Genomic DNA, 13,025 nt, shown 5'->3' on the forward strand with positions numbered 1-13,025 from the left:
CACTTTCAAGCCTATCCGAGGAGCGTAGATTTTGGACCATGCCCCCTTCGATTTCACCGAGACCAGCCACAGCGATCTCGTCAGCGGCCGTTCGCCCTGGGGCGGCGAGGCGCGGCGGCCGCAAAGCCAGCCGTTCGACGACAGCTTCAAGGTGGACGTGGCCATCGTCGGCGGCGGCATCACCGGGGCGCTGACGGCGCAGGTCCTGACGGCGATGGGCCTTTCGGTCTGCGTCGTCGACCGCGAACGCCCCGGCCTCGGCAGCACCTCGGCCAGCACCGCCATGCTGGAATGGGAAATCGACGCGCCGCTCAGCGAACTCGCCGGCTATTACGGCTTCGAGCGCGCCGCCGCCATCTATCGCCGCAGCCATGCGGCGGTTTCAGGCCTTGCGGCGCTGATGGCGTCGCTGCGTGTCGACTGCGCCTTCCGTCCGCGCCCGACGCTTTATATCGCCGGCGAGGAGCAGGCGCCGGACAGCCTGATCGAGGAAATGCTGCTGCGCGAACGCGCCGGCCTGCCCGGCCGTTTCCTGCCCGCGGCTGAACTGGCCGAACGCTTCAGCATCGGCCGCGCCGGCGCGATCCATTCGCCCGGCTCGGCCGAGGCCGATCCGCTGTGCATGGCGTGGGGGCTGCTGCATTGGGCCGCTGCGCATGGGGCGCGGCTGGTGGATGCCACGGCAACGGCCTTCCACGAGGAGGGCGGCCGGGTGACGATCGAGACCGACACGCCGCATGTGATCGAGGCCCGCCATGCGGTGCTCGCGACCGGCTATGTCATGCCGGGCTTCATCATGCCTGAAATCCACAAGATCGCCTCGAGCTGGGCGGTCGCCACCGTGCCGCAAGCGCCGGATGCCCTCTGGCCCGAGCGGGCGCTGATCTGGGAAGCGAGCGAACCCTATCTCTATCTGCGCACCACCGCCGACAACCGCATCGTCATCGGCGGCGAGGACGAGGCAATCGACGATCCGGCATTGCGCGACTCGAAACTGCCGGCCAAGGCCGAAGCCTTGCGCGAAAAACTGCGCCGCCTGTGGCCGGCAGCAGAGCCGGCGCTCTCCCATGCCTGGTGCGGCGCCTTCGGCGAAACGGAAGACGGCCTGCCGCTGATCGGCCGGGTGCCCGGCACGCAAAACCTGTTCGCCGCCTATGGCTATGGCGGCAACGGCATCACCTTTTCCTACATGGCCGCCCAGATGGCCGGCGCCTTCGCGCGCGGCGACTGGCGCGACTGGTTTGACGATTTCGCGCTGGACCGACCGTCGCCAGGCTGAGGGATCAATTTCCCGGCGGGCTTGGCGGGGCATCCTGCAAACGCACGAACTGGACGCCGCGCGCCTTCAGCTTGAGGATGCCCTTGACGACGCCGTCGCCGGCGGCATGGGTCGGCTGGTTGATGTGGGCGATGACCACGTCGCCGTCCTTGGCCGAGGCGATGCGCTTTTCCGCCTCGCGGGCACCGAGCAGCGAGCCGCCGTCGCCATTGACCGAGTAGCCGCCGATCTCGAAACCCATGGCGCGGATGGCGGCGATGGAAGACGGACTATAGCGCGCCGTCGCGCCCCGGAACCAGTGCGATTCCAGCCCTGTGGCGGCGCGAATGGCGGCAGCGCCGTTCTGCACCTCCTTCGCCACGGCTTCCGGCGAGCCGGCGGCGGGGATGCCGTAGATGGTGACGGGGCGATCGACGGCGGGAATGTGGTTTTCGCCGTGGTTTTCCAGCTCGAACAGATCGGGCCGCGCCGTGATCCGCGCCAGCGCCTGCGGGTTGTGCTTCAGCCAGCGCGCGGTGACGAACAGGGTGGCGGGGATGTTTTCGGAAATCAGCGTATCGAGGATGCGCAGATCCGTCTTGCCCATGCAGGCATCGAAGGTCAAGGCCACGCGGGTGACGTCGCCGCCGCGCGGAACGGTCAGCTTCGGCTCGACCAGCCCCTTGCCGCCATTCGATTTCGGCGCGCTGGCCTTCGCGCCATGCGGAAGGATTTCGGCCGCCTGGAGCGGCAGCGCCAGCGCGGCAAGCAGCGAAAGACAGGCAATGGCACGAAGCATGTGAGACAATCCCGTTGGCCAAGGGTTTCTGGGCGGTTCCAGGCGCTGGAATGCCCCCGCGAATCGGGCCGTTTTATGATGGCGCGCGCCGAGGCGGCAATCAGTCGTAGAGATAATTCTCCGTCCATTCCTCATGCGGGACGATGCTGCCGACCTCATAATCGAAGCTGCGGACATTGATGCGCTTCGGGCCGGTCAGGCAATTGAAGGACAGGCGATACCATTCGCCGCGGCTGCGGAACACCGCGCCGGGCGCATTCAGCGAATCGCCCTCCCGCTCCGGCTCGGCGAAGGTATAGGCGATCACCTTGTCGGCCTTGAAGCCGCCCTTGCCGGCGCTGATGCGCGCCATGGCCTCGGTGTCGCAGGCCTGTTCCAGCCGCGTATCGGGATCGAGCGCCTCCAGTTGCCTGGCGATTCGCGCATCCACGGCAAAGCCGGGCGTTGCGATGGATAGAAACGGAAGGGCGACAAGGGCGGCGACGGGCGCGGCAAGCTTCATCATTCTCACCAATTCTTTGAAAGTGTTCATCAAACGGGCGTGCGCCGACGACAGGGACGCTCCCAGGCCGGCGGTCGCTTTATAGACGACCTGTGGCAGCGCGGCAACAAATCCTTCATCAATGTGGTCAGAATGTGATCTCGAATCCACAAGCGGATGCCCGGCAAGCCTCGCGCAAGCCGCGCCGCCGCCCTTGATCGCCCCCCGGCGGCGCTTTATCTGTGAAGTCCCAACCCTGCTTTGCCGCATTTCCGGATGGAAGACCGCGATCCGCTTTTTTCCGGAAATGCCTTTGACCCCGGAGGCCTGCTTGTCGATTTTCCACTCCCTCCCCGCCGCCCCCGTCGCCGAGAAGCGCCCCGTCGAGGACACCCGCCACGGCATTGCGCGCATCGACGACTATGCCTGGCTGCGGGACGGCAACTGGCAGGCGATGTTCAAGGATCCCGCAATCCTCGACCCCGCCATCCGCGCCCATCTGGAGGCCGAGAACGCCTATATGAAGGCGGCGATGGCCGATACCGCCGCGCTGCAGAAGCAGCTCTTTTCCGAGATGAAGGGCCGTATCAAGGAAGACGACAGCTCCGTGCCGCTGAAGAACGGCCCTTATGCCTATGGCAGCTTCTATGTGACCGGCGGCGAGCAGCCGCATTATTTCCGCACGGCCCGCGATGCCGATTACCGCGACACCGCCACCCGACGGGTGCTGCTCGACGGCGACAAGGAAGCGGAAGGCAAGGCCTATTTCCGCCTCGCCGGCCTCGACGCCACCACCGATCATAGCCATGCGCTCTGGGGTTATGACGACAAGGGCTCGGAATATTACACGCTGCGCATTCGCAACCTCGAAACCGGCGCCGATCTCGCCGACATCGTCGAAAATACCGGCGGCGGCGGCGCCTGGGCGCCGGACGGCAAGAGCTTTTTCTATACGCTGCAGGACGAGAACCACCGTCCCTCGAAAATCTACCATCACATCGTCGGCCAGCCGCAATCTTCCGACCGGCTGGTCTATGAAGAGACCGATCCCGGCTTCTTCATGGGCGTCGGCGGCTCGCTGCTCGACGACTTCATCTATATCGACATCCACGACCACGAGACCAGCGAATACCGACTGCTGTCGACCAAGGACCTGAACGCCGAGCCATTGCTGGTCTCTCCCCGCGAGGAAGGCCTTGAATATGCGATGTGCGAGGGCGGCGACGTCTTCTATATCCTCACCAATGCCGATGGCGCCAAGGATTTCAAGATCATGGAAGCGCCGGTTACGGCGCCCTTCCGCGAGAACTGGCGCGAGGTCGTGCCGCATACGCCGGGAAAGCTGATCCTCAGCCACATGGCGTTCGCCCGCCATCTCGTCTGGCTGGAGCGCAAGGACGGACTGCCGCAGATCATGATCCGCGACCGCAAGACCGGCGCGGAACATGCCATCGCCTTTGCCGAGGAAGCCTATTCGCTGGGCCTGCAAGGCGCTGCCGAATACGACACCGACATCATCCGCTTCTCCTATTCCTCGATGACGACGCCGACGCAGCTTTTCGACTACAACATGGCGACGCGCGAGCGCACCCTGCTGAAGACGCAGGAAGTGCCCTCCGGCCATAACCCAGACGACTATGTCACCCGCCGGGTCTTCGCCCCCGCATGGGATGGCGAAAGCGTGCCCGTCACCCTGCTCCACCGCAAGGATCTGGTGCTCGACGGCACGGCGCCCTGCCTTCTCTACGGTTACGGCGCCTACGGGATCACCATTCCCGCCTCGTTCAATACAAGCTGCCTGTCGCTGGTCGATCGCGGCTTCGTCTACGCCATCGCCCATATTCGCGGCGGCAAGGACAAGGGTTTCGCCTGGTATGAAAACGGCAAGATGCAGAACAAGGAGAATACCTTCAAGGATTTCGTCGCCGCCGCCGATTATCTGGCCGCCGAGAAATACACCTCCTACGGCCGCATCGTCGCCGAGGGCGGCTCGGCCGGCGGCATGCTGATGGGCGCGGTCGCCAACATGGCGCCGGAAAAGTTCGCCGCCTTCATTGCCGCCGTACCCTTTGTCGACGTGCTCAACACCATGCTCGACGACACCCTGCCGCTGACGCCGCCGGAATGGCCGGAATGGGGCAATCCCATCGATTCCGAGGAGGAATATGGCTGGATCGCCGCCTATTCGCCCTATGAGAATGTCGATGCCCGTCCCTATCCGCCGATCCTCGCGCTGGCCGGCCTCACCGATCCGCGCGTGACCTATTGGGAACCGGCGAAATGGGTGGCGCGCCTGCGCGAAAAGACCACCGGCGACCAGCCGATCCTGCTGCGCACCAACATGGATGCCGGCCATGGCGGCGCCTCCGGCCGCTTCCAGCGTCTGGAGGAAGTCGCCTTCGAATACGCCTTCGCCATCAAGGTCGCCGGCAAGATGTAAACCGCCTGCCAAAATTTAACCTGTCGTTAACGGCCGCTCCCTGACAAAGGGGCGGCCGTTTTCGATTCTCCCCGATTTTTCGGGGCTTTCCGTTAGAGCACCTCCGCCTTTCTTCGAAACGCGAAGCTGCTCTATCTCTTTGCTTTTCCGCATTTCCGGACGGAAAACCGCTTCGCACTTTTCCTGGAAATGCTCGGTGACGCAAGCTTCGCGCAAGGTTCAATGGTTAACGAACCATTAACCACCACCTTGTCGAGATGGACCAATGCGCATCGAAAGCGGCTTGCAAGGGTATTATTACAACCAGGGACGCTTCCAGCGGCCCGATGGCGAGATCGAGGAATCCGCGGACGCGCAGGGCGCGACCGGAGCCCGCAAGTTCTCGCCCGCCGTCGAAAGCAGCACGCTGCTGTCCACCGCGCTGTCCGACGCCCTCTGGGCGATCGACGACGGCCGCGCCAACGACAATTTCGCCTTTCCGGCCGGCTATGCCGATTCGGTCGCCGAAGCCTCCGATCTCGCCGCCCGCGTCAGCGCCCTCTATCTGGAAGACGAGGATGTGACCGGACGCGAAATTCTCTACGCGTAATTCTCTCGACGAACCTTGAGGGCGCCCCGCAGACGGGCGCCTTTTTCCTGCGCTCGAGCAGGTTTGCCGGCATGAGGCCGAGATTTTCGGAAACCCCGTCATTTCAGCCAGGATCGCGCCCATGAAGATCGGCAGCAGCCCCCGTTCCGTCTCCGCCTTGTCCTACCAGACGGGCAATTCGCCGCTGCCCGAGCAGGGCGATGACGACACATCCGGCCGCAACCGCCGCCCCTCCGACGATATCCCGCTCACCGGCGCGCAGACCGTGCCGGCGCCCGCCCTGTCGCAGGCGCTGTGGAACCTGACCGTCGGCGGCAGCGACGATGCCCCTGCCCTTTCCGCCGATGCCGCCAAGCAGACCCAGGCGCGCGACGATCTCTTCGACGACCTGCACAAATGGGCGAAGATGAGCATCGCCGAGAAGATCCGCGCCCAGTATCTGGAGCGCAAGGGCCTGACCGAAAGCGACCTCGCCGCCATGCCGCCGGAAGAGCGCCAGGCCATGGAGGACGAGATCCGCAAGGCGGTGCTGCAGGCACTCGGCGCCGGCGACCGGGCGCAGGGCGGCTCGGACGAGGCCGCCAAAACGCAGGCCGTGTGATCGCACGGCTTGCAATCATCCCGCGAAGACCTATCTCTAGAGACTAGAGCTTTTCATGGGGATGCATCATGCTGTCGATCGGCGAGTTGTCGCGCAAGGCCGAGGTCAAGGTTCCGACCATCCGTTATTACGAGCAATCCGGCCTGATGGCCGCGCCGGAGCGGTCCGAGGGCAACCAGCGGCGCTATACGCGCGCCGACCTGGAGCGGCTGGTCTTCATCCGTCATGCCCGGGCGCTCGGCCTTTCGCTGGACGAGATCCGCGAGCTCATCAGCCTCAGCAAGCATCCCGACGAACCCTGCGCGCGCGCCGACCGCATCGCCGCCAGCCATCTCTCTTCCGTGCGCGAACGCATCGCCCGGTTGCGCAAGCTGGAGAACGAGCTGGAGCGCATCGTCTCCCATTGCCACGGCCAGACAATCGGCGATTGCTATGTCATCCGGGCGCTGTCCGACCACGGGCTTTGCGAGGGCGATCATCCGCCGGTGTGATTTGCTCTTGACAAGTTGGGCGTTTCGGGGAATCTCTGCGACATGATCAAACGCGCACCCATTTCCCGTTCGTATTTTTGGGCCTTCCGATAAGGGCGGCTCCAGACTGATCATGTCGAAACAAGCCGCCTCCAGGGCGGCTTTGTTTTTAGGAGAAAACGGCGTCCTGGCGGCAAACCTCGCAAAAGGAAAACGCCAATGACCGACGATATCGATCTTACCCTTTCCCGTCCGCCCGTTGTGGTCATCCGCATGGCCAAGCCGCGCGACCTGCCCGATCTCAAGGAGATGATCGCGCTGCTGGCCGCCGATCATGGCGACGCCGCGCGGATCACCGCCGAGGAGCTGGAACGCGACCTGTTCGGCCCGATGCCGTGGATCCAGGCGCTGGTCGCCGATAGCGGCGAAGGCCTGATCGGCTACGCCATTCTCGTGCCGCTCTACAGGGCGCAGGAGGGAAAACGCGGCATGGATCTGCACCATCTCTTCGTGCGCAACGGCCATCGCCGCAACGGCATCGGCGAACATCTGGTCGCCCGCGCCCGCGAGCAGGCCCGCACGGCCGGCTGCGATTACCTGTCCGTCGCCGCCGCGACCGGCAACTTCCGCGCCCATCGCTTCTACGAACATATGGATTTCAAGGCCCTGCCGGTGACCGGCATGCGCTTCATGCAGGCGCTCGCATGAGCCCCGTCCAGGAAAGGAAACCGGTATGACGACCATCGCTGTCGCGTTGACGGATCGATATGCGGATTGGGAAGTGGCGCTGCTGATGGCCGAGGGCCGCAGCTTTCTCGGCCTCGATTTCGTCGTCGCGACGCCGGCCGCCCGGCCGGTCACCTCCATGGGCGGCATGACCGCCATGCCGCAGGCCGCCATCGACACGCTTGATCCGAACGCCTACGACGCGCTCGTCGTCTGCGGCGGCGAGAGCTGGCAGACACAGGATGCGCCCGACATTTCCGCGACCATCCGCGCCTTTTCGCAACGCGGAAAGCTGGTCGCCGGCATCTGCGCCGCAACCCTGGCGCTCGCCCGCGCCGGCGTGCTTGATGACGTCGCCCATACCTCGAACGCCCTCGAACTGCTCGAAACCACCGAGGCCTATCACGGCCGCGCGCGATACCGAAACACCGCTGCCGCCGTAAGCGATGCCAACATCATCACCGCCGCCGGCACTGCACCCGTCACCTTCACCGCCGAAATCTTTCGCGCGCTCGGCCATGGCAGCCCGGAGCTGGACGGTTATGTCGCCCAGTTCGGCCAGGAATTCTCCGCGTCCGCCTAAAGCGCCGGGATCGCCTTCAGATAGGCCGCGATCGCCTCGCGGTCTTCGGCCGGCAGTCTGGCCATGTTCTGCTGCACCTCGACCATCGAGCCGCCGACCGAGTCGAATTCGGGGGTAAACCCGGTTTCGAGATAGGTGACGATATCGGCCTCGCTCCATTGGCCGATGGATTTCGAGCCGGGGGTGATGTCGGGGATTCGCCCCTGCCCTTCCGGGTTCGGCGCCCCGGCCAGCCATTCGCCGGACTTGAAGCCGCCAAGCGGATTGCGCGGCGTGTGGCATTCGCCGCAATGGCCGAGGCCCTCGACCAGATATTGGCCGCGCTTGACCTGATCGCCGCTGGCGCTCAGCGGCGCGCGCGGGCCGTCGTTGAAGAATAGCAGTTTCCAGCCACCGAGCGCGATGCGCTGGTTGAATGGGAACGGCAGTTCGTGCGGCGGCGCGACATTGGCGCTGGCCGGCAAGGTCTTCAGGAAACCGAAGAGGTCGTTGACATCCTTCGGCGTCATCCGCGCATAGGAATTGTAGGGAAAGGACGGGTAGAGATGCTCGCCCCCGGGGCCGACGCCGCGGGTCATGGCGTTGCCGAACTGCGCCAATGTCCAGCTGCCGATACCGGCCGCAGGATCGGGCGAGATATTCGGCACATGGAAGGTGCCGAACGGGCTTTTCAGGGCCAGCCCGCCGGCAAGCACCTTTTTGGCGTCTCCTTCCGATCCCGGCGCCGCATGACAGCTGACACAGCCGCCCGCCCAGAACACCCGCTCGCCATTGGCGGTGTCGGGTTCACCGAGACCGGCCCAATGCGCCTCCGGCAGCGGCGCCGGCAGGGTCAGGTAAAACAGGGCGGCGGCGCCGACGACGGCGATGCCGGCCAGAGACAGGAGGATGCGCGTCCTCTTTCCCGCCATGGCACGCTCCTTGATCAGGGAGATTTCGATGGAGGCCGCCGGAGCCAAAGCCGGCGGCCGTGCGTCGATCCGGAAAGGCCTATCGCTCGGGTCAATCGACCTTCAGGCGATAGGCCTGATGACAGGCGCCGCAATCCGCGCCCAGCGCCTTGACCGCCGCGCCCACACCTGCCTTGTCGGCCGGCAATTGCGCCAGCAGGCCTTCGGCATCGGCGTGCAGCTTGTCGGCCTTGGCCTTGAAGTCATCCATGTTTTCCCAGATCTTCGGGCTGGCGGCGGGGCTGTTCTTTTCCGAGCCCGGCGGAAACTGATCGGGGAAAGCTTTCACGCTTTCGGCAATCGTCGTCAGCGCGGTTTTCACGACCGCCGCGTCATAGGGCTTTTCGTCCTTGGTGATCGCGACGAGCTGCCCCATCGCACCGCCGATCTTTTTCATGATGGCTTCGCGCTCATCCTTGGTGCCGGCGGCAAGGGCGGTGCCGACGCCAAGGGCCGCGGCCAGCGCCGCAGTGGCGATCAATCTGAATCTCATGCTTCGTCTCCCATCGGGTTGGCGAAGGCCGCACTGCCGGCCGCTTCGCTGCGCTACCAAATGTCACAGCAAATTCGCCCGATGGAAGTAACAAAAGAGTGATGAAACAATTGATCCCATTGGTAAAAGTGTCACGGAACCTTTTCCGTCGGACTGCCCCCGCGCAAATCCGAAATCCACTTTCCGGCTCTTATGGATATACTCAGCAAGACATAGCATCGCAAAGGAAAACCCGGCGCTGGAGCCAGCGCCGGGTCGAATAAATCCGTCACGAAATGCCGGTTACTTGGCGGCGGCTTCGTACATTTCCAGGACATGATCCCAGTTGATCAGGCTGTCGACGAAGGCTTCGAGGTACTTCGGGCGGGCGTTGCGGTAGTCGATGTAATAGGAATGCTCCCACACGTCGACGCCGAGGATCGGCTGGCCACCGTGAACCAGCGGGTTTTCGCCGTTCGGGGTCTTGGAGATTTCCAGCTTGCCGTTCTTCAGCGACAGCCAGGCCCAGCCGGAGCCGAACTGCGTCGTGCCGGCGGCGATGAAATCGGTGCGGAACTTGTCGTAGCCGCCGAGGTCGGAATCGATTGCGGCCTGCAGCTTGCCCGGCAGCTTGTTGCCGCCGCCGTCCTTCTTCATCCACTTCCAGAAATGGATGTGGTTGTAGTGCTGGGCGGCGTTGTTGAACAGGCCGGCATTGGTGCCGAACGACTTCTTGACGACCTCTTCGACGGAAAGATCGGACATGCCCGCTTCGGCGGCCAGCTTGTTGCCGTTGTCGACATAGGCCTTGTGGTGCTTGTCGTGGTGATATTCGAGCGTTTCCTTCGACATGAAGGGGGCAAGCGCTTCGTAATCATACGGCAGGGGCGGCAATTCGAAAGCCATGGCGTGATCTCCCTTATTTGGCAGAGGCTTCAACCTGAAAAAACGGTCGTGCGGGAACATAGGAGCGTGTGGCGCATGTGGCAACCGGCGAAATGCCAAAAAACGGTACGCTCGCGGAAAATTCACCTATGTTTCAAAGCGCTATTCGCAGAAAAACAATGCCGAGCCCACAGCCCCGCGCAGCCGGGAAAAAACGGAGTTTTTTGCATGAAGACCATCCTCGCCCTGCCGCTTGCCGTGATGACGATCCTGGCCATCGCCCCGCTGGCCCACGCTTCCTCCGGCGACGCCTGGGCCGCCCTTGCCGCCGACGTCAAGGCCAAATGCGCGGCTGCGGCAAAACCGTCGCTGAAGAGCGCGAAGGTCGCCGTCGATCCCTTCGGCAGCGAACGCTTCGGCCTCGCCATCGTCACCGGTCCGCTGAAGGCGGGCAAGGGCAAGGCGAGCTTCATCTGCGTCTATGACAAGCGGACGAAGGCGGTCGAGATCGGCTCGGAACTGGGCAGCGATATCGTCACGGTCGGGGTGCCGAAATAAGGCGGGTGGGGCCTGCTCTCACCCGCCGGCCCCCTTCACTCCTCTCCGCCGGCGCGGCCATGCGCCCAGTCCATGTACAGATCCAGCGCCTTCTTCGCCACCGGCCCCTCCGGGTAGCTGCGTTCGTCGAGCTGCACCACCGGCGCGACCTTGGAATAGTTGCCGGTCATGAACACCTCGTCGGCCGTCAGAAAATCCTCGACGGTCAGCGTCGCCTCCCGCACCTCGAAGCCTGCCTGGCGCAGCAGGCCGAGGATGCGGGCGCGGGTGATGCCGGCAAGGAAGGTGAAGTTGATCGCCGGGGTGAAGACGACGCCGTCCTTGACCATGAAGATGTTGGAAGTCGCGGTTTCCGCGACGTTTCCGTTGATGTCGCGGGCCAGTGCATTGTCGAAGCCGCGCGATGTAGCTTCGACCAGCATGCGGCCGCTGTTGGGGTAGAGGCTGCCGGTCTTGGCCATGGTCATCGCCGTGTCCGGCGTCGGGCGGCGGAAGGGCGAGACGGTCAGCCGCGAGGGACGCGCCGTGTTCATCGGTGCCTCAAACAGGCAAAGCGCGAAGCGGGTCGATTCCGGATCGGGCGCGACGACGCCGAAGCGGCCATGCTCGGCCCAATACATCGGCTTGATATAGATCGCCGTCCTGCCGTCGAATTTTTTTACACCCTCCCAGGCGAGCGCCTCGATCTCTTCCGCCGTCTTCACCGGCTTGAGGCCGAGCGCCAGTGCCGAGCGGTTGACGCGCTGGCAATGCAGGTCGAGATCGGGGGCGATGCCGTCGAACCAGCGAGCGCCATCAAACACCGTCGAGCCGAGCCACATGGCATGCGAGGTCGGGCCGATGAGCGGCGGATTGCCCGACAGCCATTCGCCGTCGACATGGGTCCAGGTGGTCGTCGGGGCGGCGGTGTTCACAGTCATCGGTAGCTTCTCCTCTTCAAGATAGATCCATGAAACGCCGCCCATGCGACCGGTCAAGGAGAAAGCCGACGCATTGACGCTTTTGCAAGAAACTGTCCGAGAATATCCCTGTAATTTCGGAATTTTGCGCAAAAACAAAAGCTTGACGAATAATTCCATCAATAATTTTCATGCGTTCCCGGCTTTCTGCCATGGCGAGGCCATGCGATCATCGCCCGCAGACAAGCTAGGGATGCCATCCATGAGAGCCATGTATTTCGAGCGCTTCGGGCAGACGCCGGAGATCCGCACCCTGCCGGACCCGACGCCATCGGAGGACGGCGTGGTCATCAAGGTGGAGGCGAGCGGGCTCTGCCGCAGCGACTGGCATGGCTGGATGGGGCATGATGCCGATATCGTGCTGCCGCATGTGCCGGGCCATGAATTTGCCGGCACCATCGTCGCGACCGGGGGCGGCGTGATGCGCTACAAGGTCGGCGACCGCGTCACCGTGCCCTTCGTTTCCGGCTGCGGGCGGTGCAGCGAATGCCATTCCGGCAACCAGCAGGTTTGCCCCAGCCAGTTCCAGCCGGGCTTTACCCATTGGGGAAGCTTTGGCGAATATGTGGCGATCCCGACCGCCGACCTCAATCTGGTACGCCTGCCGGACAACATGGAATACGCCACCGCCGCCAGCCTCGGCTGTCGCTTCGTCACCTCCTTCCGCGCCATCGTCGACCAGGGCCGCACGCGGCCGGGCGAATGGGTGGCGGTGCATGGCTGCGGCGGCATCGGGCTTTCGGCGATCATGATCGCCACGGCGCTCGGCGCCAATGTCATCGCCATCGACATCACGGACGAGAAGCTGGATTTCGCCCGCCAGCTCGGCGCGGTGGCGACCATCAAGGCCGGCGCGACGGCCGACGTGGCAGAGGCCGTGAAGGAGATCACCGGCGGCGGCGCGCATGTCTCCATCGATGCGCTCGGCCACAGCGTCACTTGCGTCAATTCGATCCGCAACCTGCGGCGGCGCGGCCGGCATGTCCAGGTGGGGCTGATGCTCGCCGAGCATGCGACCCCCGCCATCCCCATGGGCCTCGTGCTGGCGCATGAACTTGAAATCTACGGCAGTCACGGCATGCAGGCCTGGCGCTACGACGCGATGATGGACATGCTGGCGACCGGCAAGCTCGCCCCGCAAAAACTGGTGAAGCGCACGATTACGCTGGAAGAGGCCGTGCCGGCGCTGATGGCCATGGAAAGCTCCACCGATCTCGGCATCAGCGTCATCACGCGGTTCTGAAAGGAAACGGA

15 protein-coding genes are annotated in these 13,025 nt (G+C 64.2%); 9 read left to right on the plus strand and 6 right to left on the minus strand.

All coding sequences use genetic code 11. The annotated features are described in order from the left end of the window. The first annotated feature begins 31 nt into the window (after positions 1-31). Positions 32-1,279, plus strand: coding sequence for an FAD-dependent oxidoreductase (locus P7F60_RS00715; RefSeq protein ID WP_277915783.1), 1,248 nt, complete (start codon positions 32-34; stop codon positions 1,277-1,279). Positions 1,280-1,283: 4 nt separating this feature from the next. Here P7F60_RS00715 and P7F60_RS00720 read toward each other — a convergent pair whose 3' ends face one another. Beyond that, positions 1,284-2,057: a polysaccharide deacetylase family protein gene (locus tag P7F60_RS00720; RefSeq protein WP_277915784.1), complete on the minus strand. Its 774-nt coding sequence runs from the start codon at positions 2,055-2,057 to the stop codon at positions 1,284-1,286. Between the two features lie 100 nt (positions 2,058-2,157). Continuing rightward, complete coding sequence (locus P7F60_RS00725) at positions 2,158-2,562, minus strand: DUF930 domain-containing protein (RefSeq protein WP_277915785.1); 405 nt, start codon at positions 2,560-2,562, stop codon at positions 2,158-2,160. A gap of 307 nt (positions 2,563-2,869) precedes the next feature. Here P7F60_RS00725 and P7F60_RS00730 point away from each other — a divergent pair, with 307 nt between their 5' ends. From P7F60_RS00730 to P7F60_RS00755, 6 genes are all read left to right on the plus strand, one after another. Continuing rightward, the gene (locus P7F60_RS00730; protein ID WP_277915786.1) at positions 2,870-4,978 is read left to right on the plus strand and encodes a S9 family peptidase; all 2,109 of its coding nucleotides are present in this window, start codon (positions 2,870-2,872) and stop codon (positions 4,976-4,978) included. Positions 4,979-5,243: 265 nt separating this feature from the next. Further along, entirely contained in the window at positions 5,244-5,567 is a 324-nt protein-coding gene (locus P7F60_RS00735; protein ID WP_277915787.1) for a hypothetical protein, read from the plus strand. A gap of 121 nt (positions 5,568-5,688) precedes the next feature. Then, positions 5,689-6,168: a hypothetical protein gene (locus P7F60_RS00740; RefSeq protein ID WP_277915788.1), complete on the plus strand. Its 480-nt coding sequence runs from the start codon at positions 5,689-5,691 to the stop codon at positions 6,166-6,168. 68 nt (positions 6,169-6,236) lie between these two features. Further along, on the plus strand, positions 6,237-6,659 hold the full coding sequence (locus P7F60_RS00745) for a helix-turn-helix domain-containing protein (protein WP_277915789.1): 423 nt from the start codon (positions 6,237-6,239) through the stop codon (positions 6,657-6,659). Between the two features lie 198 nt (positions 6,660-6,857). Further along, the gene (locus P7F60_RS00750) at positions 6,858-7,346 is read left to right on the plus strand and encodes a GNAT family N-acetyltransferase (RefSeq protein ID WP_277915790.1); all 489 of its coding nucleotides are present in this window, start codon (positions 6,858-6,860) and stop codon (positions 7,344-7,346) included. 25 nt (positions 7,347-7,371) lie between these two features. Further along, the gene (locus P7F60_RS00755; RefSeq protein WP_277915791.1) at positions 7,372-7,947 is read left to right on the plus strand and encodes a type 1 glutamine amidotransferase family protein; all 576 of its coding nucleotides are present in this window, start codon (positions 7,372-7,374) and stop codon (positions 7,945-7,947) included. Here the strand turns inward: P7F60_RS00755 and P7F60_RS00760 are convergent. The 3 genes from P7F60_RS00760 to P7F60_RS00770 form a co-directional block, all read right to left on the minus strand. Continuing rightward, positions 7,944-8,858, minus strand: a complete 915-nt coding sequence (locus P7F60_RS00760; protein WP_277915792.1) for a cytochrome c — start codon at positions 8,856-8,858, stop codon at positions 7,944-7,946. The two genes, P7F60_RS00755 and P7F60_RS00760, sit on opposite strands and share 4 nt — an antisense overlap. A 91-nt stretch (positions 8,859-8,949) precedes the next feature. Continuing rightward, a complete protein-coding gene (locus P7F60_RS00765) occupies positions 8,950-9,390 on the minus strand; it encodes a cytochrome c (protein WP_277915793.1) in 441 nt (146 codons plus the stop codon). A gap of 282 nt (positions 9,391-9,672) precedes the next feature. Then, a complete protein-coding gene (locus P7F60_RS00770; protein ID WP_277915794.1) occupies positions 9,673-10,275 on the minus strand; it encodes a superoxide dismutase in 603 nt (200 codons plus the stop codon). Between the two features lie 207 nt (positions 10,276-10,482). Between P7F60_RS00770 and P7F60_RS00775 the strand changes: the two genes are divergently transcribed. Further along, entirely contained in the window at positions 10,483-10,812 is a 330-nt protein-coding gene (locus P7F60_RS00775) for a hypothetical protein (protein WP_277915795.1), read from the plus strand. Positions 10,813-10,847: 35 nt separating this feature from the next. Here the strand turns inward: P7F60_RS00775 and P7F60_RS00780 are convergent, their stop codons facing one another. After that, positions 10,848-11,732 (minus strand): branched-chain amino acid aminotransferase, encoded by an 885-nt coding sequence (locus tag P7F60_RS00780; RefSeq protein ID WP_277915796.1) that lies wholly within the window; start codon positions 11,730-11,732, stop codon positions 10,848-10,850. Positions 11,733-11,973: 241 nt separating this feature from the next. Here P7F60_RS00780 and P7F60_RS00785 point away from each other — a divergent pair, with 241 nt between their 5' ends. Beyond that, on the plus strand, positions 11,974-13,014 hold the full coding sequence (locus tag P7F60_RS00785; protein ID WP_277915797.1) for a zinc-dependent alcohol dehydrogenase family protein: 1,041 nt from the start codon (positions 11,974-11,976) through the stop codon (positions 13,012-13,014). The last annotated feature ends 11 nt before the right edge of the window (positions 13,015-13,025 follow it).

The sequence above is a fragment of the Rhizobium sp. YJ-22 genome, from assembly GCF_029601685.1.
In the GTDB taxonomy this organism is placed as follows: domain Bacteria; phylum Pseudomonadota; class Alphaproteobacteria; order Rhizobiales; family Rhizobiaceae; genus Metarhizobium.